Genomic DNA, 26,706 nt, shown 5'->3' with positions numbered 1-26,706 from the left:
ACATCAGGCTGCACACAGACTAAAGCCCGGCCCGATTGGCGGGCGGGTTGCCAACAGTCGCTCAATGGAGGACTAGACCATGCGTAGCTACGACCTGACTCCGTTTTACCGTTCCACCGTCGGCTTCGACCGCCTCTTCAGCCTGCTCGATCAGGCCGGTTCGGACGGCAGCCCCGGTTATCCCCCCTACAACATCGAGCGTACCGGCGAGAACACCTACCGCATCACGGTTGCGGTGTCCGGCTTCGCCAAGGACGAGCTCTCCCTCGTCGCGAAGGAAAACACGCTGACGATCAAGGGCGAGAAAGTCGCCAACGAGAACTCGAAGTCCGAAGTGCTCTACCGCGGCATCGCGGCGCGTGCCTTCGAGCGCGCCTTCCAGCTTGCCGACTTCGTGCAGGTGAAGGACGCCTCGCTCGAGAACGGGCTGCTTCACGTCGACCTCGTGCGCGAGATTCCCGAAGCCAAGAAGCCGCGCCAGATCGCCATCAACGCGGGCACGCCGAAGGCGCAGGTGATCGAGAGCTCGGTCGCCTGCGCCTAAGCACGCCGACAGCCGCCAAGTTGCGAAAACGCCCCGGTGCCCCGGGGCGTTTTTTTTCGTTTTGCATCGCATCACAGAACGGTGAGGACATGTAACGCCGCGACCCCGCACTCCGTCCTTTGGACATCGAAACCAAAACAATACGGAGAATGATCGTGACACTCTGGCGCAGCCTTTTCGTCGCAGCGAGCCTGCTGGCGGCCCCCATCGGCCTTGCTCACGCGCAGACGCCGCAGACGGTGAAGGCGAAGAACGTCGTGCTGGTGCACGGCGCCTGGGCCGACGGATCGAGCTGGTCGGAGGTGATCCCGATCCTCCAGGCCGCAGGCCTGCACGTCACAGCCGTGCAAAATCCGCTGTCGTCGCTTGCGGACTCCGTCGAAGCGACCAAGCGCGCGCTGGCCGAACAGGATGGTCCGACCGTGCTGGTCGCGCATTCCTGGGGCGGCACCGTGATCAGCCAGGTCGGCAACGACCCGAAGGTCACCGGCCTCGTCTACGTCGCCGCACGCGCGCCCGATGCGAACGAAGACTTCGTCGCGCTGTCGAAGCAGTTTCCGGCAGGCCCGGCCCGCGCCGGCATCGTCGAGCGCGACGGCTACACAAAGCTCTCGGAAGACGCCTTCCTGAAGTATTTTGCCAATGGCGTGAAGCCGGAGCAGGCCAGGGAGCTCTACGCCGTGCAATGGCCGACGGCCGCCTCGATCTTCGCCGGCCGCACCACGGAAGCTGCATGGCACGCGAAGCCGAGCTGGTACGCGGTGTCGAAGAACGACGGCACCATCAATCCGGATTTCGAACGCTTCCTCGCCAAGCGCATGAACGCAACCACGATCGAGCTCGATGCCGGCCACCTCTCGCTGGTGTCGCATCCGAAGGACGTGGCGAATCTGATCCTGGAAGCCGCGGGGTATCCGCGCAGCTGAGCGCGCGATCGCCGCAATGAAAAAGCGCCCGAGAATCTCGGGCGCTTTTGTTTTGCTCAGGGGCCTCTCCCCGATGTCGCCCCTGCGAACGCAGGGACCCATAACCCCAGGGAGAAGTTTGGCGAAGACTCGTCGTTCGGGACTCGCACCTCATCCCCGTCGATAGATCACGCGGTATGGGTCCCTGCGTTCGCAGGGACGACACCGAATCTGTAACCCGCACCGTCGCGTCAAATCAGCAACGCGCTAGTCCAGCCCCTGCGCCGCCGGCATCTCCTGCGTCGGCATGATAGTCGGAGCCGGCTTGGCCTGACCGACGGTTGGCGCGGCGGTTTGAGGTGCGGCTTCAGTGGGCTTTGCCTGCACCGCAGCGGTCTGTTGGGCGGGCTGCGCCTGCGGCGCTTCTGCCTGCTGCGCAGCTGGCGCGGCCGGCTTGGCGGCGGCGACAGGCGCCTCGCCGCGGCGCGGGGCAGCCTTCGGCAGCGGCACGTTGCGGCTGGCGACATGCGGGATCGAGGCCGGCGGACGCGGCGGACCGCTGCGGACCATGGTCGGCGGCGGCAACGCGCTTTGCGGACGGTAAGGTGCAACCGTCGGCACTTCATCGCTGGGCGCCATGCCGAAGGCGTCGGCGGCCGGCATGAAGCGCAGAATTCGCCCGTAACGGGCATCGATCACCAGCCGGCCGTCGTCGCCGCGGCGGTCGATCACCGCGATGGTGTAGACGCCGCCGCGCAGGCGCGGGATGCCGAGCGGCGAGAAGCCGTTGTCGCGCAGCACCGCGTAGACCTCGGTCGGCGGCAGCAGCGCCGGCGCCGGGCCGCGCTCCTCGTAGCCATAGCCGTAACCGTAACGCGGCGGCGGTGGCGGCGCGGCCTCCGGCGGCCCATAGGGTCCGTCGAAATCCGAGACCGCGAAATAGGCGCCCCGCGCAGCGCCGTTTGCCGGAACTTGTGCCTCGGCGGCCGTTGCCACCAGCGCCAGCGTGGCAGCGGCCACACATCCTGTGAAAAACTTCATGGTCGACACGCTCCTGTCAGGCCCCCGAATGCCTCGCGCTCTTTCGCTTCTTGCGGCGTGGCGCGCCTTTCGAAGGGCTGATCCGAAGCTTCATTCGGGATTTCGGCGTCGGCAGGGCGGGATCAGGGCGCGTTTGCTTCAAAACCGGGGCCGCGTGCCATGCGGAAAGCGCTGATTGACACTCTGGGAATCGGGACTTCCGTGCGCTTGTGTGATAGACAAAAATTTGGCAAGGTGATGGTTAGGACAGGAAGACTGTCTCAATTTTGCTTGCAGTTCCGGCATACGGATTGGAACGAAAGTCGGTGCTTTCGAGCGCCAGGAAGGCAACAGGCAAAGCCGTTCTCGGGGACGAAGAACGCCTTGGCCTGAATTTAAGAAAATGCGGCTCGCAGCGGACGAGCGGTGACCCAGAGGCGGGTGCCGCGGAACGCCCAAGGTGCGCCGAAGATAGCGGTGAGGCAGCTTGCCGCATGGAGAGGATTGGAACAATGAACGGGTCGCAATTCGAGCGCGCAAACATCGTGGCAGAAGAACTGTCGGCGACGGTCGCCTCGAAAACGACTGATCCGATTCAGGAACACAATTCGCGCCCGCCGGCTGTAGGTCTGTACGATCCGAGCCTGGAGAAGGATTCCTGCGGCGTCGGCTTCATCGCCAACATCAAGGGCAAGAAGTCCCACGAGATCGTCGCGGACGCGCTCAGCATCCTCTGCAACCTCGAGCATCGCGGCGCCGTCGGCGCCGACCCGCGCGCCGGTGACGGCGCCGGCATCCTGGTACAGATCCCGCACGCCTTCTTCAGCCGCAAGGCCAAGGAGCTCGGCTTTGCATTGCCGGCTCCGGGCGAATACGCCATCGGCGCGCTGTTCATGCCGCGCGACACCGCCTGGCGCAACGTCATCAAGAGCATCATCGCCGACCAGATCAAGGAAGAGGGCCTGACCCTGCTCGGCTGGCGCGACGTGCCGACCGACAATTCCTCGCTCGGCGTCACCGTGAAGCCGACCGAGCCCGCCTGCATGCAGGTGTTCATCGGCCGCAACGGCACCGCCAAGACCGAGGACGATTTCGAGCGCCGGCTGTACATCCTGCGCAAGTCGATCTCGCAGGCGATCTACCAGCGCCGCGACCGCGGCCTCGCGGGCTATTACCCCTGCTCGATGTCGTGCCGCACCGTGATCTACAAGGGCATGTTCCTCGCCGACCAGCTCGGCAAGTACTATCCCGATCTGCACGAGGCGGACTTCGAGAGCGCGCTGGCGCTGGTGCATCAGCGCTTCTCGACCAACACCTTCCCGGCGTGGTCGCTGGCGCATCCCTATCGCATGATCGCGCATAACGGCGAGATCAACACGCTGCGCGGCAACACCAACTGGATGGCGGCGCGCCAGGCTTCCGTGAGCTCCGAGCTCTACGGCAAGGACATCAACCGGCTCTGGCCGATCTCCTACGAAGGCCAGTCGGACACCGCCTGCTTCGACAACGCGCTCGAATTCCTGGTGCAGGGCGGCTACTCGCTGCCGCACGCCGTCATGATGATGATTCCGGAGGCGTGGGCCGGCAATCCCCTGATGGATGAGAAGCGCCGCGCCTTCTACGAATATCATGCCGCGCTGATGGAGCCGTGGGACGGCCCCGCCGCGATCGCCTTCACCGACGGCCGCCAGATCGGCGCCACGCTCGACCGCAACGGATTGCGGCCGGCGCGCTATCTCGTGACCAGGGACGACCGCATCGTGATGGCGTCCGAGATGGGCGTGCTGACGATCCCCGAGGACCAGATCATCACCAAGTGGCGGCTGCAGCCCGGCAAGATGCTGCTGGTCGACCTCGAGCAGGGCCGCCTGATCCCGGACGACGAGATCAAGGCCGAGCTCGCCCGGAGCCATCCCTACAAGGAGTGGCTGGAGCGGACCCAGATCGTGCTGGAAGAGCTGCCGAAGGTGCCGACCACCGGCGTGCGCTCCAACCTGTCGCTGCTCGATCGACAGCAGGCGTTCGGCTACAGCCAGGAAGACATATCCATCCTGATGACGCCGATGGCCTCCACCGGCGAGGAAGCCGCGGGCTCGATGGGCAACGACACGCCGATCTCGGCGCTGTCGGACAAGGCCAAGCCGCTGTTCACCTACTTCAAGCAGAACTTCGCGCAGGTCACCAACCCGCCGATCGATCCGATCCGCGAGGAGCTGGTGATGAGCCTCGTCTCGATCATCGGACCGCGGCCGAACCTGTTCGACCTGCAGGGCCTTGCCACCACCAAGCGTCTCGAAGCGCGCCAGCCGATCCTGACCGATGCGGACCTTGAAAAGATCCGCTCGATCTCCGATGTGGCCGAGTCGCACTTCAAGTCGCGCACGCTCGACACCACCTTCCACGCCGGTCTCGGCGCGGCCGGCATGGACCAGGTGCTCGACGAGCTTTGCGCGCGTGCGGAAGCTGCCGTCCGCGAGGGCGTCAACATCATCATCCTGTCCGACCGCATGGTCGGCAGCGACCGGGTGCCGATCCCGGCACTGCTGGCCTGCGCCGCCGTGCATCATCATCTGATCCGCGTCGGACTGCGTACCTCGGTCGGCCTCGTCGTCGAATCCGGCGAGCCGCGCGAAGTGCATCACTTCGCCTGCCTGGCCGGCTACGGCGCCGAAGCGATCAATCCCTATCTGGCGTTCGAAACCATCATCGCGATGAAGGACCGCCTGCCCGGCTCGCTCGACGACTACGAGATCGTCAAGCGCTACATCAAGTCGATCGGCAAGGGCCTGCTCAAGGTGATGTCCAAGATGGGCATCTCGACCTACCAATCCTATTGCGGCGCGCAGATCTTCGACGCCGTCGGCCTCAAGGCGGACTTCGTCGGCAAGTTCTTCGCCGGCACCCACACCCGTGTCGAGGGCGTCGGCCTTGCCGAGATCGCGGAAGAAGCGGTGCGCCGTCATGCCGACGCGTTCGGCGAGGCGCAGGTCTACAAGACCGCGCTCGACGTCGGCGGCGAGTATGCCTATCGCAGCCGTGGCGAGGACCATGCATGGACCGCGGAGTCGGTCGGGCTGCTCCAGCACGCCGCCCGCGGCAATTCGCTGGAACGCTACCGCGCCTTCGCAAAGATCCTGAACGAGCAGTCCGAGCGTCTGCTGACGCTGCGCGGCCTGTTCCGGATCAAGAACGCGGACGAGGAGAAGCGCAAGCCGATCCCGATCGACCAGGTCGAGCCGGCCAAGGACATCGTCAAGCGCTTCGCCACCGGTGCGATGAGCTTCGGCTCGATCTCGCGCGAGGCGCACACCACGCTCGCGATCGCCATGAATCGGATCGGCGGCAAGTCGAACACCGGCGAAGGCGGCGAGGAAGCCGACCGCTTCAAGCCGATGCCGAACGGCGATTCCATGCGTTCGGCGATCAAGCAGGTCGCCTCGGGCCGCTTCGGCGTCACCACGGAGTATCTCGTCAACTCCGACATGATGCAGATCAAGATGGCGCAGGGTGCCAAGCCCGGCGAAGGCGGCCAGCTGCCCGGCCACAAGGTCGACGCGACCATCGCCAAGGTCCGTCACTCGACGCCGGGCGTCGGCCTGATTTCGCCGCCGCCGCATCACGACATCTACTCGATCGAGGATCTGGCGCAGCTCATCTACGACCTCAAGAACGTCAACCCGACGGGCGACGTCTCGGTCAAACTGGTCTCCGAGATCGGCGTCGGCACGGTCGCCGCCGGCGTTGCCAAGGCACGCGCCGACCATGTCACCATCGCGGGCTTCGAGGGCGGCACCGGCGCTTCGCCGCTGACCTCGATCAAGCATGCCGGCTCACCGTGGGAGATCGGCCTTGCCGAAACCCACCAGACCTTGGTGCGCGAGCGGCTGCGCAGCCGCATCGTGGTCCAGGTCGACGGCGGGTTCCGCACCGGCCGTGACGTCGTGATCGGCGCGCTTTTAGGGGCCGACGAGTTCGGCTTCGCCACCGCGCCGCTGATCGCGGCCGGCTGCATCATGATGCGCAAGTGCCACCTCAACACCTGCCCGGTCGGCGTCGCGACCCAGGACCCCGTCCTGCGCAAGCGCTTCACCGGCCAGCCCGAGCACGTGATCAACTACTTCTTCTTCGTCGCCGAGGAAGTCCGCGAGATCATGGCATCGCTCGGCTTCCGCACCTTCAACGAGATGATCGGCCAGGTTCAGCTGCTCGACCAGACCAGGCTGGTCGCGCACTGGAAGGCCAAGGGCCTCGATTTCTCGAAGCTCTTCGTCAAGCAGAAGGAAGAGAAGGGCCAGAAGATCTATCACTCCGAGCGCCAGAACCATCATCTGGAGGCGGTGCTCGACCGCACGCTGATCGAGAAGGCGACGCCTGCGCTCGACCGCGGCGCGCCGGTGAAGATCGAGGCAAGGATCAACAGCACCAACCGCTCCGCGGGTGCGATGCTGTCGGGCGCGGTCGCCAAGATCTACGGTCATGCCGGCCTGCCGCACGACACGATCCATGTCGGCCTCAAGGGCACCGCCGGCCAGGCGTTCGGCGCGTGGCTGGCGCAAGGCGTCACCTTCGAGCTCGAAGGCGAAGCCAACGACTATGTCGGCAAGGGCCTCTCGGGCGGCAAGATCATCGTCAAGCCCCCCGCCAACAGCGGCATCGTGCCGGAAGAGAGCATCATCGTCGGCAACACGGTGATGTATGGCGCCATCCAGGGCGAGTGCTACTTCCGCGGCGTCGCCGGCGAGCGTTTCGCCGTGCGCAACTCGGGTGCGGTGGCGGTCGTCGAAGGCGCCGGCGATCATTGCTGTGAATACATGACCGGCGGCATCGTGGTCGTGCTCGGCAAGACCGGGCGCAACTTCGCGGCCGGCATGTCCGGCGGCATCGCCTATGTGCTCGACGAGACCGGCGACTTCGACAAGCTTTGCAACATGTCGATGGTCGAGCTCGAGCCGGTGCTGTCGGAAGAGCTGATCAACGCCGGCACCTATAACCACTCGGGTGACCTCGAGGCGCACGGCCGGGTCGACGTGTTCAAGAACCTGCTCGACTCCGACGTCGAGCGCCTGCACGTCCTGATCTCGCGCCATGCCAAAGCGACCGGCTCCAAGCGCGCCGCCGACATCCTTGCCAACTGGAAGGACTGGCTGCCCAAATTCCGCAAGGTGATGCCGGTCGAATACCGGCGCGCGCTGCGCGAAATGGCCGCCAACGCGGACGCCGAGCCGAAAATCGCGATCGGCGCGTAGAGCGATAAGCCCTCATGGTGAGGAGCGCGATAGCTGCGTCTCGAACCATGAGGTCACCAGCGGGGCCTTTCATCCTTCGCGACGCGGCGCCAGTGCGCCGCTCCTCAGGATGAGGGTCTGGCTAGAGAGAAGACGAATTTAGGCGGCAGGGACTTCGGGTTTAATGGGCAAGATCACGGGTTTTCTCGAAATCGAACGGCATGACCGCAAGTACACCCCGGTCGCCGAGCGCGTGAAGCATTACAACGAGTTCGTCGTTCCCTTGACCGAGAAGGAAACGCGCGACCAGGCCGCGCGCTGCATGAATTGCGGCATCCCCTATTGCCACGGCACCGGCTCGGTGGCGCCGGGCACGCCCGGCTGCCCGGTCAACAACCAGATCCCCGACTTCAACGACCTCGTCTATCAGGGCAATTGGGAAGAGGCCTCGCGCAACCTGCACTCGACCAACAATTTCCCGGAGTTCACGGGGCGCATCTGCCCGGCGCCGTGCGAAGCGTCCTGCACGCTCAACATCGACGACAACCCCGTCACCATCAAGACCATCGAATGCGCGATCGTCGACCGCGCCTGGGACAATGGCTGGCTGAAGCCGGAAGTGGCGGCCGTCCAGACCGGCAAGAAGGTCGCCGTGATCGGCTCGGGTCCGGCCGGGATGGCCTGCGCGCAGCAGCTCGCGCGCGCCGGCCACGACGTGCATCTGTTCGAGAAGTTCGCCAAGGCCGGCGGCCTGCTGCGCTACGGCATCCCCGACTTCAAGATGGAGAAGGGCGTCATCGACCGCCGCGTCAAGCAGATGGAAGGCGAAGGCGTCACCTTCCACTACAACAGCCATGTCGGCGCTGAGGGCAATGTCGACCCGCGCGAGATGCTCAACGATTACGATGCCGTCGCGCTGACCGGCGGCGCAGAAGCCCCGCGCGACCTGCCGATCCCCGGCCGCGATCTTCAAGGCATCCACTACGCCATGGACTTCCTGCCGCAGCAGAACCGCCGCGTCTCCGAGGAGCCGCTCGGCGGCGTCCAGGAGATCCTGGCTGGCGGCAAGCATGTCGTCGTCATCGGCGGCGGCGACACCGGCTCTGACTGCATCGGCACCTCGCTGCGCCAGGGTGCGCTCTCGGTCACCCAGCTCGAGATCATGCCCGCCCCGCCCGAGCGCGAGAACAAGGGCCTGACCTGGCCGAACTGGCCCTTGAAGATGCGCACCTCGTCGAGCCAGGCCGAAGGCGCGATCCGCGAATACGCCGTGCTGACGCAGAAGTTTTCCGGCGAGAACGGCAAGGTCAAGAAGCTGCACTGCGTGCGCGTCGACGACAAGTTCAAGCCGATTGCCGGCACCGAGTTCGAGCTCGATGCCGAGCTCATCCTGCTCGCGATGGGTTTCGTGCATCCCGTGCACGAGGGCCTGCTCAAGCTGCTCTCGGTCGATCTCGACCCGCGCGGCAACGTCAAGGCCAACACGCTCGACTACCAGACCTCGCGCCCGAACGTGTTCACCGCCGGCGACATGCGCCGCGGCCAGTCGCTGGTGGTGTGGGCGATCCGCGAGGGCCGGCTGTGTGCGCGGTCGATCGACACGTTCCTGATGGGGAAGACGGATCTGCCGCGGTAACCGCGGCTGGTTCTGCTGCCATATCAACAAACGTTGTCATCGCCCGGCTTGACCGGGCGATCCAGCATTCCAGAGACAGTTGAAATTGAAACGATAGGCCGCGGCGTACTGGATGCCCCGGTCAAGCCGGGGCATGACAGCGGAGTAGGTGGCGAGAGCGGAGCCAACTAAGCCGCACACGCATACGCTCAAACGCGCTCCGCCATGCCCGCTAATTCTGCAACCTCACCCCCACCAACATCACCGTCCCCTGCGAGCTCGAACCCGGCTGGTTCGAGTTCAGGATGTCGTGGCGCAGCGTACCCTTGATCCAGATGTTGCGGTTGAGCTTGTAGATCAGATTGCCTTCGAGCGAGTAGGTCTTGTCGTTGCGATTCTGGTTTTGGTAGTCGTAGGTGCCGTAGGTGAACTTGCCCACGGCCGTAAGCCAGCGGCGGAAGTCGTGATCGACCTCGATCCCGTAGGTGTGCACCAGCACGCCGGAGGAGCCGGGGACCGTGGACTCCGCGATCTGCGTGTCGGTGGCGAATTTCACCGTGGTCAGGCCGCTCGCATTCCAGATCAGCGAGCCCGCGGTGAGGAAGCCCGCGAGCTGGCTGAGGCGCGGGTCGACATAGTTGCGCGCGGTATAGCCGACCGAGATCTCACCGGTCAGGATTCGCGAGAACTCGAAGCTCGAGCCGACCTTGGCGTAGCCACCCGATGAATCGCGGAAATAGCCGTTGCGGTCGGCGGGCTGGTCGTGCACGCGACTGTCGCCTTCGATCTCGACGAACGGCTTCAGCCCCGGCTTGAGGTCGTAGGAGAAACGACCGATGCCGCCATACTGGTTGAAGTCGCGGTCGTCGTTGCTGAAGGTCGAGCCGTCGGTCAGCTTGGAATCGGTGTAGGCGGTGCGATCGACGGTGGCGCCGGCGGCCACCTGGAAGCGATTGAAGGTCTGGTCGAAGCCGAAGGTGCCGCCATAGCTGGCGTAGATCGGATATTTCTGCAGGCCCGCCTGCACGTTCGGGCTGCCGGGATTGTCGGTCGCGACCCGCAGCCGGAACTGCGAGGTGAGCTTGAGGTCGCGACTGACGTCAAAACGACCGTCGACATGGCCGGTGAAATCGGGGCGGTCGATCTCGACCGGCGACGGCGAGGCAAAGCCGTCGATCGTCGCCGGCATGTTGTTGGTGTAGCCGGAGAACGAGCCGCGCAGATCCGCGACCAGCGCGTGGCGCTCCCAGTCGGACATCACGAGAAGATCGGGCGCGACGACATAGGCCGGCGAGCCGACCGGCTTGTTCAGGCGCGCCGGATTGGTGTCGTAGCCGGCCGAGAGCTCGAGCCCGCCCTTGATCAGGAAGCTGCCGGCATAGTCGCCGACCGCGCCGAACGCATCGTCGTCGGCCTTGAGGCGGCGGCGCAGCGGCTGGCCGGGCACGGTGCCTGCCATCGCCCGCGGCACCGGCGCCTTGTTTGCGGTTTCCGACGGTGGCGGCGCGATGCGCGGCGGCCCGAGCGTCCGGTCCGGCGTTGCCGGCGGCACCGGCGAGCCGGGTCCGACCGGGCGCTTCGGCTTCGGCTGCCCGGGATAGAGCTTTGGCTGCTGCCGCTTGCGATTGAGCGAGTCGTAGCCGGAGCCGCTGGCGCCGTTGGCGGCCGGCAGGCCGTAGGTCGGCACCTGGCCGACGCGCGAGGTCGCCGGCGCCTGCTGGCGCTTGCGCGGATCGGCATTGGGATCGGGCAGCGCCGGGAGCGCATCCAACGGCGCCTGCGGCACGGCCGCCGTGCGGCGCGTCGGCAGCGTGTCGGGCGCGGCAAAGCCGCCGCGATTGGGATTGAACAGGTCGGGCGTGAGGCTCTGGGCGGCCGCCGGCGCGCTTTGCAGGGCGGTCAGCGCGAGGCACGGCAAAGCCGCGCGCAGGAAATGCCCGCGTTTGCTCCGGCTCGTGCCTGGAGGCGCCCCCACGATGTAATAACTCCAACGAAATCAAAGACTTCCACGACGACCTCCGCCGGCGGGCGGGAACCATCGTTAATGGAGTTAAAACAATTATGGTTAATGACCCGTTTCGGGCCCTGGCGCTCTCGTCGCCTCGCCGGTCTGGCCATGCTAAGCAGGCGCGAACGGGCGAGCGCCCCTCCTCCCTGGACCTGAAAATGCCGAGCTCGAAACCGCTGATGACCTCATCATCCGGCCCTACTCCCGACAGCGTCGAATCCGCGCTCCGCACACTGGAGACGGAGAGCGGCGGCATCAATGCGCTCGCCGCCGCCCTGCGCGGTCCGCTGGGCGCGACATTCGCCAAGGCGGTCGACCTGATCCGCAACGCCAAGGGCCGCGTCATCGTCACCGGCCTCGGCAAGTCCGGCCACATGGCGCGCAAGATCGCGGCGACGCTGGCCTCGACCGGCACGCCGGCCTTCTTCGTCCACACCGCGGAAGCCGCCCATGGCGACCTCGGCATGATCACCACCGACGACGTCATCATGGCGCTGTCCTGGTCCGGCGAGCAGCCGGAGATGAAGACGCTGGTGAACTATTCGGCGCGCTTCGCGATCCCGATGATCGCGGTGACGTCGAACGCGGCGTCCTCGCTGGGCCAAGCGGCCGACATCGTGATCGAGCTGCCGAAGGCGCGCGAGGCCTGCCCGCACAATCTGGCGCCGACCACGTCGACGATGATGCAGGTCGCGATTGGCGATGCCATCGCGATCGCGCTGCTCGAAGGCCGCGGCTTCACCGCGCTGGAGTTCGCGCATTTCCACCCGGGCGGCAAGCTCGGCGCGATGCTGAAATTCGTCCGCGACTACATGCGCACGGGCGCGGAGATCCCGCTCAAGCCGCTCGGCACCAAGATGTCGGACGCGGTGATGGAGATGTCCGCCAAGGGCCTGGGATGCGTCTGCATCGTCGATGATGCCGGCGGGATCGCGGGCATCATCACCGACGGCGATCTGCGCCGCCACATGCGGCCGGATCTGCTGACGGCGTCCGTCGACGACATCATGACCAGGCAGCCGAAGACCGTGCCGCCCTCGATGCTCGCCACCGAGATGATCGAGGTGCTGAACACAAGCAAGATCACGACGCTGGTGGTGACCGAAGCCGACAAGGTGGTGGGCATCGTGCACCTGCACGATCTGCTGCGGGCGGGCGTGGCTTAGGACGCGCTGTCTTGACCCTCCCCCTGAGGAGCGCGCCAACGGCGCGCGTCTCGAAGGGCGAGGCCACCGGCCGGGCCTTCATCCTTCGAGACGCGCGTTCCGCGCTCCTCAGGATGAGGAACCAAGAGCGGCACTGCTACGCTCGCAATGACGGCGGTTAGACCGTCGGAAACCGCGCAGCCTTCTCCTCCAGCGGCAGCTTCAGTCCGTTCGCCAGATACGACACCGTGCGGTAGAAGCCGCACAGCAGCATGATCTCCAGGATCTGGGCCTCGTCGTAATGCGCCGACAGCGCGCCGAATTCGGCGTCGTCCAACGTCGCACGGTGATGCATCGCGTCGACGGCGGCGATCAACGCCTGCTCGGCCAGCGACCAGCACGGTGACGTCGCATCGCCCCGCGCGGTCGCGTGCACCTCCTCCTCGCTGAGCCGCGCCGGCCCGGCGAAGATCGCGACATGCACGCCCCATTCATATTCGCATCCGGTCAGCGCGCAGGTCCGGTCGATGACGATCTCGCGCTGGCGCAATGACAGCGGACCGGGATCGAGCAGGCCGCCGGCGCGGAACTTGTCCCAGGCGCGGGCGTGGCCCGCCATCACCCGGAACAGCGCCAGCGGCGGCGCGCCGCGCATGATGCGGTCGAACTGCGCCTGGATCTCCGGGGGATAAGGCGGGACAAGCGGCGCGATGCGCGGCGTGGCCTGGGACATCAGCTGCCTCCGTTGCTACAATTATCGTAGCAACACGCTACATTATTTGTAGCATCACGCAAGAGGCCGGGATGGCGAAACAGGCAGCATCAGGGAGCCGGACCGTCCGCGGTTCACGCACCGGCCGGCCGATCATGGCGCTGCTCGACCTCCTCGGCCGACGCTGGAGCCTGCGGATCCTGTGGGAATTGCGCGATCAAGCCCTCACCTCCCGCGCGTTGCGCACGGCCTGCGACGAGGCCTCGCCGACAGTGCTGCAGGCGCGGCTGACGGAGCTGCGCGACGCGGGGTTCGTGGAGCTGGGCGACGGTGGAGGTTACGGGCTGACGGTGCTGGGGCGCGAGCTGTGCGAGACGTTCATGCCGCTGCACCGGTTTGCGGAGAGGTGGAAGAGGTAGAATCTGGACGCAGCCGCGCGCTCCAATCTTCCTTCTCCCCCTGTGGGAGAAGGTGGCGCGAAGCGCCGGATGAGGGGTTGCTTCCGCGAATTCAGAAGCAAGAGATTCACTCGCGGAGAGATACCCCTCACCCGTCTCGCCGCTTTGCGGCGAGCCACCCTCCCCCACAAGGGGGGAGGGAAACAAACTACGCCGCGGCCACCGTCAGATTCGCACCGTCCACCTGCACCACCTTCACCCGCGTCCCGGCCGGCGTATCGGGCCCGGCCACGCGCCACACCGTGTCGCCGAGGCGCACGGTGCCGTTGCCGTCGATGATCGGCTTCTCCAGTGTGAACTCGCGGCCGAGCAATGCCTCGCTGCGCTTGTTCAGGAAGGGGCTGGTGCTTGCGTCCAGCTTCGGCCGCGCCAGCCGGCGCCACACCGGCACGGCGGCGGCCGCGAAGATTGCGAACATCACGAGCTGGATCTGCCACGACACGGCGACAGCAAAGGAGATCAGGCCGACCAGCAACGCGGCGAGCCCGAGCCAGAACAGGAATACGCCCGGCGCCAGCACTTCCAGCGCCATCAGGATGAAACCGAAGATCAGCCAATTCCAGGTGCCGAGCGATACGAACATGTCGGTCATGACACGACCTCTTTATGCTGGCGTATGCCCTGATCGGAAAACCGGTCCCCACTTTTCCGGGGCATGCGCTTTAAATTGCCGCATGCACTTTTCGAAAGTGCATGCGCTTTGATTACCCCTGCCGCGGCGGTACCGCCGGCGGCGTGGGGCCGGTCGTCGGCACCGAGCCGCCGCGGCGGGCGGCAGCGGCCGCGGACGCCGCGCTTTCGCCGAACGTTGCCTTGGCGATCTCGCCGATGCCGGCGAGCGAGCCCAGCATGCTCATCGCTTCGACCGGAAGCATGATGACCTTCTGGTTCGGCGAGTCGGCCAGTTGCCCGAACGCCTTGATATACTTGTCGGCGATGAAATAGTTCAGCGCGGCGACATCTCCCTTGGAGATGGCCTCACTGACCATCTGCGTCGCCTTGGCCTCGGCCTCCGCGGAACGTTCGCGAGCCTCGGCGTCGCGGAACGCAGCTTCCTTGCGGCCCTCGGCCTGGAGGATCTGGCCCTGCTTGGCGCCCTCGGCGCGCAGGATCTCGGACTGGCGCTGGCCTTCGGCGGCCAGAATGTCGGCGCGCTTGACGCGCTCGGCCTTCATCTGCCGGCCCATGGCTTCGACGAGGTCGGCGGGCGGCACGATGTCCTTGATCTCGATGCGGTTGACCTTGAGGCCCCAGGGCGAGACCGCGGCGTCGACGACGCGAAGCAGGCGCTCGTTGATCTCGTCGCGATGCGACAGCACCTGGTCGAGATCCATCGCTCCCATCACCGAGCGGATGTTGGTCATGGTCAGCACCGTGATGGCCTGGGTCAGGTTGGAGACCTCGTAGCTCGCCTTGGCGGCATCGAACACCTGGTAGAAGGCGACGCCGTCCACCGTCACGGTGGCGTTGTCCTTGGTGATGACCTCCTGCTCGGGAATGTCGATCACCTGCTCCATCATGTTGATCTTGCGTCCGACGCGATCGAAATAGGGCACGATCAGATTGAGCCCGGGGCTCAGCGTCTGGGTGTATTTGCCGAACCGCTCGATGGTCCAGTCATAGCCCTGCGGCACCGTCTTCACGCCGGCAACCAGCGTGACGATGACGAGCAAAACCAGAACAATCGCGAAAACATCGAAACCGCTCATACTTCCTCCAAGGCGGAAGCCCTTTCCCGCGCTGTCATTGGTCGGGAACGCGACCTTACCGGTTCAGCGGTCACCATTCACGTCGGCGCGGGGCGACATTTCCACAAGAAGTACGGAGGCGGAACGATCGCCGATAAGTATTGTGAGAAAGCCCTTGAAAGGGCACGGAGGCAACCTAGCAACGGCCGGTGTCCTAGTTGGACCATGTAAAATTCACCGGCTTCAGCGCGGCGAGCTCGGGCCGCTCCTTTCGCAGCTTCGCCAGTTGGACGGCCGTCGGCCTTGTCTCGAAACTGCGTTGCTGCCCCGGAAAGACGGTCGCAACGTAATACAGTCCGGGGGCGGGAAGATCGATCTTGGGCGTATGCACCGGCACGAATCCCATCGACGCGCCATTCGGGAGATAGGTGCCCGGGCGCCCCGTCGTCGTATAGTTTTGCAGCTCAAGCCCTGTCGTTCCGACCGCGACCGGAATCGCAACAAAGCCGTCCGGAGCAACGCTGATCCCTCGCGCATTGATCGCGGGAAAACCGTTGTGAACGAACTGAAGATAGTTGATCGTCTCGCTGCCGCCGTTTGCGACCAGGACAATGGCCGTATCACTCTTGACGGCACCGCCGGCCCGCACCGCTTCCGGATACATGGTCGACGCAACGTCCCCGGTCGTGTTGCAGCCAGCGAGTCCGCAGGCCACGACGGCTACAAGCAACAATCCCCGCATGTAATCGCGCCCGCCCCGTTCGAGCCGCATCGCTCGCGGCAACATCCCCACCGTCATTCTGCCCCAGGAATTCCGGAATCACCAGTTGAAGGTAGCTTCGGCGCCCCTATTCAACCACGGTGTTGGCGAGCGCAAGCAGCGAGGGCGACATGGTCAGCCCCAGCGCCCTCGCCGTCTTCAGGTTAATCGCCAGCTCGAACTTGGTGGGATTCTGGACCGGCAGGTCGGCTGCCAGCGCGCCCTTCAAGATGCGATCGATGTAGTTGGCGGCGCGGCGAAGCTGCTCGGCGCTGTCGGTGCTGTAGGACATCAGCCCACCCTCGTCGACGAAGGTGCGGCTCCAGAACACCGCCGGCACGCGGGCTTCACCGATTGCAGCCAGGAGCTGGGCGCGATTGGCCATGGTGAAGAAGTCAGGCAGCACCAAAAGGCCGCCGTCCTTCCGCGAAGCCAGCGCGGCGATCGAGCCAGCGTCCTGAACTGGCGCGGCCTCGACCGTCACATGAAGCGTCCGTGCGGCGTCCTCGATCGTGCGCAGCATCAGGGGCGCGAACGGCGCGGTGGCAGGATTGTAGACGACGAAGACGCGGGACACTTTTGGCGTGACCTGCGTCAGCATCTCCAGCCATTTGCCGGCGACCGGGCCGTCGTAATCGGTGAAGCCGGTGATGTTGCCGCCGGGATGGGCGAGGTTTTTGACAAAGCCCTGGCTGACGGGATCGGTGACGACGGCGAACACGATCGGGATCGTCGTGGTGCGCTGGCGCAGCTCCTCGACCGAGGGCGTGCCGACCGCGAGCAGGATGTCCGGCTTGAGCGCCACGAGTTCGTCGGCGAGGCGCGCGATGCGTGCCCGGTCGCCGGCGCCGCTGCGCCAATCGATCCTGAGGTTGTCGTGCTCCTTCCAGCCATGGGCGGCGAGCGTCTCGACCAGGATCGTGCTGCGGGCCTGCCCGATCGCGTCATCCGCGGCCGTGACCGAGAGCACGCCGAGCCGCCGCGTGGCGTTCGGCTGCTGCGCCAGCACCGAGGCCGGCAGCGCGGCGATCGTCCCAAGAAGCGCCAAAGTCTCGCGGCGGTTCATGGGACACACCATCAGATCCAGCCCTGAAGCTCGCGCAACACCAGGGTGCGGATCACGTCCATGCCGGGATCGCTGTCGTTCAGGCAGGGGATCGCCGAAAACTGCTCGCCGCCATTATGCTTGAAGATCTCGGCATTCTCCTGCGCGATCTCCTCCAGCGTCTCCAGGCAGTCGGCGGAAAAGCCCGGCGTCACCACCGCGATGCGGCGCACGCCTTCCTTGGCCAGGCGCTCCATGGTCTTGTCGGTGTAGGGCTGGAGCCACTCGTCATTGCCGAAGCGCGACTGGAAGGTCAGCAGCAGTTTCGTCTCGTCCATGCCGAGCCGGCGGCGCAGCGCCTCGGTCGTGGCGACGCAGTGGCTTTGGTAGGGATCGCCCTTGTCGACATAGGATTTCGGCATGCCGTGGAAGGACGCCACGATCAGCTCCGGCGTGAACGGCAGCGTCGCCAGATGCGTCTCGATCGAGATCGCGAGCGCCTCGATATAGGCCTCGTCCTCGTAATAAGGCGGCGTCACCCGCAGCGTCGGCTGGTTACGCAAGCGGGCGAGCACGCGGAACACTTCGTCGCAGACCGTCGCCGAGGTCGAGGCGGAATATTGCGGATAGAGCGGCACGGCGAGGATGCGGTCGCACCCCTTCGCGATCAGCGCATCGATGCCGGACTTGATCGAGGGATTGCCGTAGCGCATCGCCCAGTCCACGACGACGTGGTCGCTGTCAGACAGTGCAGCCGCAAGCTTGTCGCTCTGCGAGCGCGTGATGGTCTTCAGCGGCGACTCGTTCCGCTCATTGTTCCAGATCTTCTGGTAGTCCAGCGCCTTGGTGCGGGGACGGCTGCGCAGGATGATGCCGTTGAGCACGAACTGCCAGACCAGCCCCTGGTCCTCGATAACGCGGGCGTCCGAGAGGAATTCCTTGAGATAGACCCGCACGCCGGGCGCATCGGCCGTATCGGGCGTGCCGAGATTGACCAGGAGCACGCCGACGCGCCGCAGGCTGGACCGGACGGCGGGCTTTTGCGCTGCGATGGGGGCAATTGTCGTCATGATCAGTTGCGTCGCGCGTTGCTCCGAACTTGTCAAGATGAGGTCGATTTCGCTAGGGTCGCGCCCAAGCGGGGAGGGGCTGATGACACTCGCGGAATTCTGCGTATTGGGAGCGCTGCTGCTTTATCTGGCGACGATCGTCTCGATCAAATGGACGCGGTTTCGCATCTTCGACAATTCCCGGCCGCGCGACCCCGCCTTCTTCGAGGATGCGCTGGCGCAGCGCGCGCTTGGTGCCCACCAGAACGGCATCGAGACCTTTCCGTTCTTCGCCTTCGCGGTGCTGCTTGCCGAATTCCGGGATTCGCCGCAGCGGCTGATCGACGAGCTCGCCGTGCTGTTCCTGATCGTGCGGATCGCCTACGTGCTGACCTATCTCGGCAACCGCCCGACGCTGCGCTCCATCCTCTGGAGCATCGGTTTTGCGATCAATCTCGGGATCTTCTTCATGCCGGCGCTGAAGCGGTTCTTGCCCGTGTGAGGCGGCCTCACTCCGACAGATGCCGCTCCCGCGTCGCAATCAGCGCCCGCATCGATGCCGGGATCGTGACCGGACGATGGGTTTCCTGGTTGGTGTAGACCCACACGATCTCGCCGGTCACCAGTGCATCCGTGCCGTCCTTCAGGAAGATGGCGAGCTCGAAGACGAGGCTCGAATTGCCGATCCGCGCGACGCGTGCGCCGACGTCGAGCTCCCAGTCGAAGCGGACAGGTGCCTTGTATTCGATCAGCGATTTGACGACGTGGAAATCGATGCCGCTCGCCTGCGCGTCCGCATATTGGTCAAAGCCCAGCGCGCGGAAATATTCGGTGATGGTGGTGTCGAAATAGGTGAGATAATGCGCGTTGAAGACGACGCCCTGCCCGTCGATCTCGGAATAGCGCACCCGAAACGGATGAAAGAACCGAAAGTTTTCGCGCGACATTGAATCCCCCGACCATTCTTGTTGATTGATCGATTGAATAGCCGACCGGAGAGAGTTCGGAAAGCCGCCGCTCTCGTGTCCCGGACGCGGTGCAGCGCTATTGCCCTGCTCCGCAGAGCCGGACCCAGAAAGCCACACGCTACCGTAGGGAGAGATGGACCCCGGCTCTGCAGCGCATCGTCGAAGGGACGCTGCGCTGCGTCCGGGGCACGAGAGCGGGGCTCAGAAACATGTCGTCCGCTCGGCGGCGATGTAGCCGAACAGCAGGCCCGCGCCGAACAGCAGCACGAGAGCGGCGGCGCCGAATTCGATGCCGCGTATGAACAGCGCACCGCCGCCGTCGCGCCCGGCGCTGAGGCGGGCGGCGATGTCCTTGGCGGAGACGGCGACGACGGCGATGGCCGCGACCGTAATGGCGGTGCCGAGCCCCATCAGCAAGGTCGCGGCGATGCCGGCCCAGAACAGGCCCTGCGCGAGCGCGAACACCAGTACCAGGATCGCACCCGAGCAGGGCCGAATGCCGACGGTCAGGATCGCAGCGAACCCGCGCCGCCAGCCGCCGGGGCCGGCGAGCTCGCTCGGCGTCGGACCGTGGGAATGGCCGCAATGCTCGTCATGGACGTGGTCATGCGCATGGTGGTGATGGGCGTGGGCGTGACCATGGTCGTGATGATGGTGATCATGACCGTGATCGTGGTCATGATGGTCATGGGCATCATGGTGATGGCCGTGATCGTGATGGTCATGCGGCACGCCGGCGATCGCCGGCACCGGCTGGACCGCCTGCAGCGCGCGGATGAAGGTGCGGCCCTTGACCCAGACCAGCCGCAGGCCGAACAGCGCGATCAGGCCGTAGCTCGCGATCTCGATCGCGCCTTCCGCCTTGCACATGGTCTTGGCGGTGGCGTTCAGCACCCAGGCCGAGATGCCGACGATCAGGATCGCCACCAGCGACTGCATCAGCGCCGAGGCAAACGACAGCGCGATGCCGCGCCGCGCGGTCTCGCGGTTGGCGACGAGATAGGAGGCGATCACCGCCTTGCCGTGGCCGGGGCCGGCGGCGTGGAAGATGCCATAGGCAAAGGAGATGAAGAGCAGCGTCCACACCGCCGAGCCGTCGGACTTCGCGGCGCGAATGGTCGCCGACATCTGGCGATAGAATTCCGACTGCTTTGCCAACAGCCAGCCAATGACGCCGCTGGCCTCGGGCTCCGCGGCCTGCGCCGGGCGTGGTGCACCGAACGGATTTTGCGCGAGGAGATCGTGAAGCGCGGCGTCCGCCACACCCAGCACGACGACAGCCGCAGCGCAGGCAAGCAGCCCGCGTGCGAACGGGGAGAGTTGCGGCTTCAAGGGCAATCCACCGTGATCTTGTTGGCGAACATCATGCCGAAATTCGAGTTCTCACCGTTCAGAAAGGTCTGCTCGTTGAGCTTCTGCGCGGCGGCGGAGCCGTCGTTGGGACGATCGAGCTTCATCTGGCAGCCGGCGGGCGCGCCGACCAGCTTGACCGGATTGTCCTTGGCCATCTGGAAGTCGATGAAGTAGGAGCGGTCGAACACTTCGAGCACCAGCTGCTTGGGCTTGACCGGGGTCTTCAGCGGCAGCGTGAAGTGCAGGGTCAGCACGGTATCCTTGTAGTCGAGGAAGTAGTCGACCGGCTCATTAAAACGCTCCTTCTTGCCGTCGCCTCGCGCGAAGGTGAAGTAGGCGTATTCCTTCAGCGACTCGACATTGGTCTGCGCCAGCGGCCCCAGCTCTTCACGGGTGTAGGCGCCCTTGGTCTTGCTCTCGAGCCCCTGCAGGGCATAGGCCGAGAACATGTCATCAAAGGTCCAGGCGTGGCGCACGCCGGTGATCGAGCCGTCCGCGGCATAGAGCAGCTCGCTGGTCGCGGTGATCCAGACATGCGGATGCGCCCTCGCCGCGCCGGCTGCGAACGTCATCGCAGCGGCGAGCAACAGGCCGAACAGGGCACGCATGCCCATCAGGCTGCCTTGGCGCCATCGAGCAGGCCGCGCCGGCGGAGCAGCGCGTCGGGCTCCGGCGGGCGGCCGCGGAAGGCTTCATAGGCGGCCTCGGGATCGACCGATCCGCCCGAGGAGTAGATGTCGTCGTGCAGGCGCTTTGCCACCGCAGGATCGAAGATGTTGCCGGCCTCCTCGAAGGCGCCGAAGGCGTCGGCGTCCATCACCTCCGACCACATGTAGCTGTAATAGCCCGCGGCATAATGGTCGCCGGAGAAGATGTGGCCGAACTGCGTGGGCCGGTGGCGCAGCGAGATCTCCTCGGGCATGCCGATCTTCTCCAGCTCCTTCTTCTCGAAGGCGCGGACATCCTGTGCGGCGGAAGCCGGCTGGGTGTGGAATTCGAGATCGACCAGCGCCGAGGAGACGAACTCGACCGTGGCAAAGCCCTGGTTGAACTTTCGCGCGGCGAGGAAACGCTGGAGCAGATCGTCCGGCAGCGGCTCGCCGGTCTGGTAGTGGCGGGCGAACTGCTGCAGCACCTCCGGCCGCTCCTGCCAGTGCTCGTAGAGCTGGGAGGGCAGCTCGACGAAGTCGGTGAACACCGCGGTGCCCGAGAGTGACGGATAGGTCACATTGGAGAGCATGCCGTGCAGGCCGTGGCCGAACTCGTGGAACAGGGTACGGGCATCGTCGGGCGAGAGCAGCGAGGGCTCGCCGTTGGCGCCCTTGGCGAAGTTGCAGACATTGATGACGAGCGGCGCGATCTCGCCGTCGAGCTTCTGCTGGTCGCGCAGCGAGGTCATCCAGGCGCCGGAGCGCTTCGACGGCCGAGCGTAGTAGTCGCCGTAGAACAGCGCCTTGTGCTTGCCGTCAGGGCCCTTCACCTCCCAGACCCGGACATCCGGGTGCCAGGCCGGCACGTCCTTGCGCTCCTCGAAGGTGATGCCGAACAGGCGGGTGGCGCAGTCGAAGGCGGCGGCGATCATGTGATCGAGCGTAAGATACGGCTTGATCGCGGCGTCGTCGAAATTGGCGCGCTGGAGGCGGAGTTTTTCGGCATAGAAGCGCCAGTCCCAGGGCGCGAGCTTGAAATTGCCGCCCTCTTCCGTGATCAACGCCTGCATCTCGTCGCGGTCGGAGAGCGCACGCGCACGCGCCGGCTTCCAGACCCGCTCCAGCAGGCCGCGCACCGCATCCGGCGTCTTGGCCATGGAATCCTCGAGCCGGTAGGCGGCGAAGGTCGGATAGCCCAGAAGCTTGGCGCTCTCCTCGCGCAGTTGCAGGATCTCGACGATGGTGCCGTTGTTGTCGTTGGCATTGCCGTTGTCGCCGCGCGCCGTGAAGGCCTTGTAGACCTTCTCGCGCAGGTCGCGGCGGGCCGAGCTCTTCAGGAACGGCTCGGTCGAGGAGCGCGACAGCGTGACGATGGCCTTGCCGTCCATGCCGCGCTCTTCCGCCGCAGCCTTGGCGGCTGCGACGAAGCTCTCCGGCAGGCCCTCGCGGTCGGCCTCCCCCAACTCCATGAACCACTCCTGCTCGTCGCCAAGCAGGTGGTGGCTGAAGCCGGTGCCGAGTTGGGCGAGCTTCTCGTTGATCTCCGCCATCCGCGCCTTCGCCTCTTCGGAGAGGCCGGCACCGGAACGGTGGAACCGGGTGTAGGTGCGCTCCAGCAGCCGGAGCTGCTCGGGCGAAAGACCAAGAGCGGCGCGGTTCTCGTGCAGATGGGCGATGCGACCAAACAGCACGGCGTTCATCATGATCGGATTCCAGTGCCGCGCCATCCGCAAGGAGACCTCCTTGTCGATCTCCAGGATGGCCGGGTTGGAATGCGCCGAGACGAGGTCGTAGAAGACCGCCGCGACCTTGGTGAGGAGCTTGCCGGAGCGCTCCAGCGCCGTGATGGTGTTGGCGAAGTCGGCGGCCGCCGGATCGTTGGTGATAGCCGCGATCTCCGCGGAGTGATCGGCGAAGGCCTGCTCGAAGGCCGGCAGAAAGTGCTCGGGCTTGACCTCGTCGAAGGGCGGGGTCGCAAACGGCGTCACCCAGGCCTTCAGCAGCGGGTTGGTCTCGGGGTCCGTGGTTTGGCGGGGGTCTGACATCGCAAGTCCCGGTTTTTGTGGCTCGATTGTTGGGGTCAGCTATAGCACGCGATGGGGCTTTTTTGGGCCATTTGCCCTTGCTCCCGGCCGCCTTTTCGGGGAGATTGCGGCCCTCGAAGCCACGGACCCCAGAGCTCATGAACGCGCCTGCCTCCTCTTCCCGTCAGATCGTCTGGCCAAGCGTCATCACTGTCGTCAGCGCGGCCATCCTGATCGGCGCCGAAGTATTCGGCGCCGCGTTCGCCGGCGGCTGGGCGCTCGCGATCCTGTTCGGGCTCGGCGATCAGGGCACGCACATCCTCCAGGCTGTGCTGTTCGCGCTCGGCGTGCTCGTGATGACCGCGTTCATCCGCGCGGCTCAGCGCGTCGAGCCGTTCACGAAGCGCCGCTGACGCTTCCTCGCGCGCGCAAGACGCGCGCACGGCTGAGAAAACTTAACGCGCGTTCATCTTCCGCGCCGCTCGCGCAACACTGCGCAAGCAGATGTTAGGCAATTCTGTCCTCAGCCTAAAAAAATTCTTGCGAAGCTGAGTCAAAACGCTTATGTGCGCTCTTGCCCAATTTCGCACGTGCCTGTGGTCGTGTGTCAGTCGGTAGGTATCCGGACAAGAGGCCGGACAGCCGCCAAGGGGTGAAGAAGCCGAGGGGCTCTTCGGAAGTGCGGAAGTCGCGAGACCGAAAGGTCGGACGAGGAAGCAAACCCGGAGCGTCCAGCATCTCTCTCAAAGAGATGCCTAGTCGAAGGTGACTTCACTTTTTGCAACCGTGACTGGCAGCCGGAGGCGAACCGGCGCACCCCGCTCTCAACGGGGGACGCGACTTAAAGCAACGACGGATCGGGCTTTTTTGGTCTCTACCGGCAGTCCAACGCCGGCGCGGGCTACTGAAAAGGCTTGTCCTTCATTGCCAGGTGTGCGGGCGGGAAATTCCCAACCAATCCACGGCAGCACAGTCTGATGTGAGTCTTTGGCTCGTCACGCCTCCATCGCGTGATCTGGCCGGAGCGCTCTTATCCGACGACATTTTTTGAACGGATCCCCGTCGCTGGGCCGTTTGGGAGAGTGCTATGACCGAACGTATTCAGGAATTCCTGCGCAACCGCCGCAGCGAGGGCCGGGACACCGAGCCTTGCCTCGTGGTCGACCTCGAGGTCGTGCGCGACAATTACCAGACCTTTGCCAAGGCGCTGCCCGACAGCCGCGTGTTCTATGCCGTCAAGGCGAACCCGGCGCCGGAAGTGCTCTCGCTGCTGGCGTCCATGGGCTCCTGCTTCGACACCGCGACGGTCGCCGAGATCGAAATGGCGCTGGCCGCGGGTGCGACGCCCGACCGCATCTCCTTCGGCAACACGATCAAGAAGGAGCGCGACATCGCGCGCGCCTTCGCGCTCGGCATCCGGCTGTTCGCGGTCGACTGCGTTCCTGAGGTCGAGAAGGTCGCCCGTGCCGCTCCCGGCGCGAAGGTGTTCTGCCGCATCCTCTATGACTGCGCCGGCGCCGAATGGCCGCTGTCGCGCAAGTTCGGCTGCGACCCGGAAATGGCTGTCGACGTGCTCGACGTTGCCAAGCGCCTGGGCCTGGAGCCGTGCGGCATCTCCTTCCATGTCGGCTCGCAGCAGCGCAAGGTGAAGGCGTGGGACCGTGCGCTGGCGATGGCCTCGCAGGTGTTCCGCGACTGCGCCGAGCGCGGCATCAACCTCTCCATGGTCAACATGGGCGGCGGCTTCCCGACCAAGTACCTGAAGGACGTGCCGCCGGTGGTCACCTACGGCCGCTCGATCTTCCGCGCGCTGCGCAAGCACTTCGGCAACCAGATTCCGGAGACCATCATCGAGCCGGGTCGCGGCATGGTGGGCAATGCCGGCATCATCGAATCCGAAGTCGTGCTCATCTCGAAGAAGAGCGACGAGGACGAGGTACGCTGGGTGTATTTGGACATCGGCAAGTTCGGCGGTCTCGCCGAGACCATGGACGAGTCGATCCGTTACGCCATCCGCACCCCGCATGACGGTGCGGACATGACGCCGTGCGTGCTCGCAGGCCCGACCTGCGACAGCGCCGACGTGCTGTACGAGAAGAGCCCGTATCCGCTTCCCGTCACGCTCGAGATCGGCGACAAGCTGCTGATCGAAGGCACCGGGGCGTATACGTCGACCTACTCGGCGGTGGCGTTCAACGGCATCCCGCCGCTGAAGACGTACCACATCTGATTTGCCGCATCTGACCCGCCTCTCGTTCTGAGGCCTGATGAACCCGGGAGCCGGTCCGCCGGCTCCCTTCCTGACATTGCCATTCTGACGACGTCTTGAGCCGGCGTGCTTCTCGCACGCGGGTTCAAGCGGGGACTGACGCGCCATGACTGCTTTTCGGAAGCCACAAGTCGCCCTCACTTCGAAAGCCGCTCCGTTCGCGATCCGTGCGGAACGTGCTGCCGACGTCGCCGCCCGTGAAGCGCTGCTGGATGCAAGCTTTGGCGAGAACCGCCATGACCGCACCTGCCAGCGCCTGCGCGACGGACGTGCACCTGCCGCAGGCCTTGCCCTGTCGGCTGTGCGCGAGGGGACACTCGTGGGAACCGTGCGGCTGTGGCACGTCAGCGCCGGAGGCAGACCCGCTTTGGTCCTCGGACCGCTGGCGGTGGACCCTGCCTTCCGCGAGCTCGGGATCGGCGCCGCGCTGATGCAACAAGCGCTGGCCGCCGCCCGGGCACGCGGGCATGCCGCCGTGATCCTGCTCGGCGATGCCCCCTACTACGCCCGCTTCGGCTTCTCGCCCGAGAAGACCGGCGCATTGATGCTGCCCGGCCCGTTCGAGCGCGATCGCCTGCTGGCGATCGAATTCCAGGCCGGTGCGCTGGATGGCGTTGAGGGGATGATCGTCCCGACCGGCGCGGCCCTGCCCAAACGGAGGGTAGTTCGCGCCCTCCAGGCGCACGCGGCCTAAGGGATTGCCATGATGGCGACGACTTAAGCCGCATTCCGCGGCGACGCCCGCGCGTGCCCATTCCTTTAGGGTTGCGCGAGCCTGAGAAACGCCCTTTAACCCGCCAAACACCCCCTTCAGTCGAGGCCCACGACCATGTCCCGTCGCCTGATCTCCACCGGCTCTCCCCTCGAGAAGACCGTCGGCTACAGCCGCGCCGTGATCGACGGCGAGTTCGCCTTCGTCGCCGGAACCACCGGCTATGACTACACGACGATGACGATGCCATCAGATGTCACGTACGCAACTGCTTCAAGACCATCGAAGCCGCCCTGAAGGAGGGCGGATTCGAGATGGCCGATATCGTCCGTGCGACCTACTACGTCACCGACGCCAGCTACATCGATGCCCACTTCGCCGTCTGCGGCGAGGTTCTCGGCGATATCAGGCCGGCTGCGACATTGCTGGTCGTCAGCGCCCTCGCCAAGCCCGAGATGAAGGTCGAGATCGAAGTCACCGCCAAGCGCCGCAGCGTCTGACAAGCGCCGCAGCGCCTGATCCACCCTCACCCTTTGTCTGCCAGCACGTTCCGGAG

At 65.4% G+C, this 26,706-nt stretch carries 22 protein-coding genes and 1 pseudogene; 11 read left to right on the top strand and 12 right to left on the bottom strand.

Features of this window, described 5'->3' with window-relative positions:
- The first annotated feature begins 79 nt into the window (after positions 1-79).
- Together J4G43_RS07495 and J4G43_RS07490 are read left to right on the top strand one after the other, a co-directional pair.
- The gene (locus tag J4G43_RS07495; protein WP_208084401.1) at positions 80-544 is read left to right on the top strand and encodes an Hsp20 family protein; all 465 of its coding nucleotides are present in this window, start codon (positions 80-82) and stop codon (positions 542-544) included.
- A 155-nt stretch (positions 545-699) separates the two neighbouring features.
- Complete coding sequence (locus J4G43_RS07490) at positions 700-1,470, top strand: alpha/beta fold hydrolase (protein ID WP_208089260.1); 771 nt, start codon at positions 700-702, stop codon at positions 1,468-1,470.
- A 246-nt stretch (positions 1,471-1,716) separates the two neighbouring features.
- Here the strand turns inward: J4G43_RS07490 and J4G43_RS07485 are convergent, their stop codons facing one another.
- A complete protein-coding gene (locus J4G43_RS07485) occupies positions 1,717-2,490 on the bottom strand; it encodes a hypothetical protein (RefSeq protein ID WP_208084400.1) in 774 nt (257 codons plus the stop codon).
- Positions 2,491-2,981: 491 nt separating this feature from the next.
- Between J4G43_RS07485 and gltB the strand changes: the two genes are divergently transcribed.
- Together gltB and J4G43_RS07475 are read left to right on the top strand one after the other, a co-directional pair.
- Entirely contained in the window at positions 2,982-7,715 is a 4,734-nt protein-coding gene (gene gltB / locus J4G43_RS07480; RefSeq protein ID WP_208084399.1) for a glutamate synthase large subunit, read from the top strand.
- Between the two features lie 163 nt (positions 7,716-7,878).
- Positions 7,879-9,330 carry a glutamate synthase subunit beta gene (locus J4G43_RS07475; protein ID WP_208084398.1) on the top strand — a complete coding sequence of 484 codons (1,452 nt, stop codon included), beginning with the start codon at positions 7,879-7,881 and terminating at the stop codon, positions 9,328-9,330.
- Positions 9,331-9,541: 211 nt separating this feature from the next.
- On the opposite strand, the gene J4G43_RS07470 is transcribed toward J4G43_RS07475, so the two are convergent.
- Complete coding sequence (locus tag J4G43_RS07470; protein WP_208084397.1) at positions 9,542-11,284, bottom strand: outer membrane beta-barrel protein; 1,743 nt, start codon at positions 11,282-11,284, stop codon at positions 9,542-9,544.
- A gap of 191 nt (positions 11,285-11,475) precedes the next feature.
- On the opposite strand from J4G43_RS07470, the gene J4G43_RS07465 reads away from it, so the two are divergent.
- Positions 11,476-12,483: a KpsF/GutQ family sugar-phosphate isomerase gene (locus tag J4G43_RS07465; RefSeq protein ID WP_208084396.1), complete on the top strand. Its 1,008-nt coding sequence runs from the start codon at positions 11,476-11,478 to the stop codon at positions 12,481-12,483.
- A gap of 157 nt (positions 12,484-12,640) precedes the next feature.
- Here the strand turns inward: J4G43_RS07465 and J4G43_RS07460 are convergent, their stop codons facing one another.
- Positions 12,641-13,195, bottom strand: a complete 555-nt coding sequence (locus J4G43_RS07460; RefSeq protein WP_208084395.1) for a carboxymuconolactone decarboxylase family protein — start codon at positions 13,193-13,195, stop codon at positions 12,641-12,643.
- A gap of 71 nt (positions 13,196-13,266) precedes the next feature.
- Here J4G43_RS07460 and J4G43_RS07455 point away from each other — a divergent pair, with 71 nt between their 5' ends.
- Positions 13,267-13,593: a winged helix-turn-helix transcriptional regulator gene (locus J4G43_RS07455; RefSeq protein ID WP_208084394.1), complete on the top strand. Its 327-nt coding sequence runs from the start codon at positions 13,267-13,269 to the stop codon at positions 13,591-13,593.
- Between the two features lie 187 nt (positions 13,594-13,780).
- Here the strand turns inward: J4G43_RS07455 and J4G43_RS07450 are convergent, their stop codons facing one another.
- The 5 genes from J4G43_RS07450 to hemH form a co-directional block, all read right to left on the bottom strand.
- Positions 13,781-14,224 carry an NfeD family protein gene (locus J4G43_RS07450; protein ID WP_028148102.1) on the bottom strand — a complete coding sequence of 148 codons (444 nt, stop codon included), beginning with the start codon at positions 14,222-14,224 and terminating at the stop codon, positions 13,781-13,783.
- A 112-nt stretch (positions 14,225-14,336) separates the two neighbouring features.
- Positions 14,337-15,341, bottom strand: coding sequence for an SPFH domain-containing protein (locus J4G43_RS07445; RefSeq protein ID WP_071909416.1), 1,005 nt, complete (start codon positions 15,339-15,341; stop codon positions 14,337-14,339).
- 193 nt (positions 15,342-15,534) lie between these two features.
- The gene (locus J4G43_RS07440; RefSeq protein WP_225004714.1) at positions 15,535-16,092 is read right to left on the bottom strand and encodes a hypothetical protein; all 558 of its coding nucleotides are present in this window, start codon (positions 16,090-16,092) and stop codon (positions 15,535-15,537) included.
- A gap of 76 nt (positions 16,093-16,168) precedes the next feature.
- Complete coding sequence (locus J4G43_RS07435; RefSeq protein ID WP_208084393.1) at positions 16,169-17,146, bottom strand: ABC transporter substrate-binding protein; 978 nt, start codon at positions 17,144-17,146, stop codon at positions 16,169-16,171.
- Between the two features lie 11 nt (positions 17,147-17,157).
- Positions 17,158-18,195, bottom strand: a complete 1,038-nt coding sequence (gene hemH, locus J4G43_RS07430; protein ID WP_085398394.1) for a ferrochelatase — start codon at positions 18,193-18,195, stop codon at positions 17,158-17,160.
- 82 nt (positions 18,196-18,277) lie between these two features.
- Here hemH and J4G43_RS07425 point away from each other — a divergent pair, with 82 nt between their 5' ends.
- Positions 18,278-18,676 carry an MAPEG family protein gene (locus J4G43_RS07425; RefSeq protein ID WP_063985710.1) on the top strand — a complete coding sequence of 133 codons (399 nt, stop codon included), beginning with the start codon at positions 18,278-18,280 and terminating at the stop codon, positions 18,674-18,676.
- Between the two features lie 7 nt (positions 18,677-18,683).
- Here the strand turns inward: J4G43_RS07425 and J4G43_RS07420 are convergent, their stop codons facing one another.
- The 4 genes from J4G43_RS07420 to J4G43_RS07405 all read right to left on the bottom strand — a co-directional run bounded on the left by J4G43_RS07420 (position 18,684) and on the right by J4G43_RS07405 (position 23,190).
- Entirely contained in the window at positions 18,684-19,121 is a 438-nt protein-coding gene (locus tag J4G43_RS07420; RefSeq protein ID WP_208084392.1) for an acyl-CoA thioesterase, read from the bottom strand.
- A 222-nt stretch (positions 19,122-19,343) separates the two neighbouring features.
- Positions 19,344-20,474, bottom strand: a complete 1,131-nt coding sequence (locus tag J4G43_RS07415) for a nickel/cobalt transporter (protein ID WP_208084391.1) — start codon at positions 20,472-20,474, stop codon at positions 19,344-19,346.
- Positions 20,471-21,109, bottom strand: a complete 639-nt coding sequence (locus tag J4G43_RS07410) for a DUF1007 family protein (RefSeq protein ID WP_208084390.1) — start codon at positions 21,107-21,109, stop codon at positions 20,471-20,473. Before J4G43_RS07410 ends, J4G43_RS07415 begins: the two co-directional genes overlap by 4 nt.
- Entirely contained in the window at positions 21,109-23,190 is a 2,082-nt protein-coding gene (locus J4G43_RS07405; RefSeq protein ID WP_208084389.1) for a M3 family metallopeptidase, read from the bottom strand. The genes J4G43_RS07410 and J4G43_RS07405 overlap by 1 nt, the downstream gene beginning before the upstream one ends.
- A gap of 137 nt (positions 23,191-23,327) precedes the next feature.
- Here J4G43_RS07405 and J4G43_RS07400 point away from each other — a divergent pair, with 137 nt between their 5' ends.
- The 4 genes and pseudogenes from J4G43_RS07400 to J4G43_RS07385 all read left to right on the top strand — a co-directional run bounded on the left by J4G43_RS07400 (position 23,328) and on the right by J4G43_RS07385 (position 26,650).
- On the top strand, positions 23,328-23,582 hold the full coding sequence (locus J4G43_RS07400) for a hypothetical protein (RefSeq protein WP_041954176.1): 255 nt from the start codon (positions 23,328-23,330) through the stop codon (positions 23,580-23,582).
- 674 nt (positions 23,583-24,256) lie between these two features.
- The gene (locus tag J4G43_RS07395) at positions 24,257-25,399 is read left to right on the top strand and encodes a type III PLP-dependent enzyme (protein WP_063985715.1); all 1,143 of its coding nucleotides are present in this window, start codon (positions 24,257-24,259) and stop codon (positions 25,397-25,399) included.
- 145 nt (positions 25,400-25,544) lie between these two features.
- Positions 25,545-26,132, top strand: a complete 588-nt coding sequence (locus tag J4G43_RS07390; RefSeq protein WP_208084388.1) for a GNAT family N-acetyltransferase — start codon at positions 25,545-25,547, stop codon at positions 26,130-26,132.
- Positions 26,133-26,267: 135 nt separating this feature from the next.
- Positions 26,268-26,650, top strand: a pseudogene (locus J4G43_RS07385) (RidA family protein).
- Positions 26,651-26,706: the final 56 nt, after the last annotated feature.

The sequence above is a fragment of the Bradyrhizobium barranii subsp. barranii genome (genome assembly GCF_017565645.3).
GTDB classification, from domain to species: Bacteria; Pseudomonadota; Alphaproteobacteria; order Rhizobiales; family Xanthobacteraceae; genus Bradyrhizobium; species Bradyrhizobium barranii.
The sequence above is the reverse complement of the archived record's forward strand: the minus strand, read 5'-3'. Positions and strand labels throughout refer to the sequence as shown.

Coding starts and splice junctions, on each gene's coding strand:
- J4G43_RS07495 (WP_208084401.1), top strand. CDS start 80: ATGCGTAGCTACGACCTGACTCCGTTTTACCGTTCCACCGTCGGCTTC.
- J4G43_RS07485 (WP_208084400.1), bottom strand. CDS start 2,490: ATGAAGTTTTTCACAGGATGTGTGGCCGCTGCCACGCTGGCGCTGGTG.
- gltB (WP_208084399.1), top strand. CDS start 2,982: ATGAACGGGTCGCAATTCGAGCGCGCAAACATCGTGGCAGAAGAACTG.
- J4G43_RS07475 (WP_208084398.1), top strand. CDS start 7,879: ATGGGCAAGATCACGGGTTTTCTCGAAATCGAACGGCATGACCGCAAG.
- J4G43_RS07465 (WP_208084396.1), top strand. CDS start 11,476: ATGCCGAGCTCGAAACCGCTGATGACCTCATCATCCGGCCCTACTCCC.
- J4G43_RS07460 (WP_208084395.1), bottom strand. CDS start 13,195: ATGTCCCAGGCCACGCCGCGCATCGCGCCGCTTGTCCCGCCTTATCCC.
- J4G43_RS07455 (WP_208084394.1), top strand. CDS start 13,267: ATGGCGAAACAGGCAGCATCAGGGAGCCGGACCGTCCGCGGTTCACGC.
- J4G43_RS07450 (WP_028148102.1), bottom strand. CDS start 14,224: ATGACCGACATGTTCGTATCGCTCGGCACCTGGAATTGGCTGATCTTC.
- J4G43_RS07445 (WP_071909416.1), bottom strand. CDS start 15,341: ATGAGCGGTTTCGATGTTTTCGCGATTGTTCTGGTTTTGCTCGTCATC.
- J4G43_RS07440 (WP_225004714.1), bottom strand. CDS start 16,092: ATGCGGCTCGAACGGGGCGGGCGCGATTACATGCGGGGATTGTTGCTT.
- J4G43_RS07435 (WP_208084393.1), bottom strand. CDS start 17,146: ATGAACCGCCGCGAGACTTTGGCGCTTCTTGGGACGATCGCCGCGCTG.
- hemH (WP_085398394.1), bottom strand. CDS start 18,195: ATGACGACAATTGCCCCCATCGCAGCGCAAAAGCCCGCCGTCCGGTCC.
- J4G43_RS07425 (WP_063985710.1), top strand. CDS start 18,278: ATGACACTCGCGGAATTCTGCGTATTGGGAGCGCTGCTGCTTTATCTG.
- J4G43_RS07420 (WP_208084392.1), bottom strand. CDS start 19,121: ATGTCGCGCGAAAACTTTCGGTTCTTTCATCCGTTTCGGGTGCGCTAT.
- J4G43_RS07410 (WP_208084390.1), bottom strand. CDS start 21,109: ATGGGCATGCGTGCCCTGTTCGGCCTGTTGCTCGCCGCTGCGATGACG.
- J4G43_RS07405 (WP_208084389.1), bottom strand. CDS start 23,190: ATGTCAGACCCCCGCCAAACCACGGACCCCGAGACCAACCCGCTGCTG.
- J4G43_RS07400 (WP_041954176.1), top strand. CDS start 23,328: ATGAACGCGCCTGCCTCCTCTTCCCGTCAGATCGTCTGGCCAAGCGTC.
- J4G43_RS07395 (WP_063985715.1), top strand. CDS start 24,257: ATGACCGAACGTATTCAGGAATTCCTGCGCAACCGCCGCAGCGAGGGC.
- J4G43_RS07390 (WP_208084388.1), top strand. CDS start 25,545: ATGACTGCTTTTCGGAAGCCACAAGTCGCCCTCACTTCGAAAGCCGCT.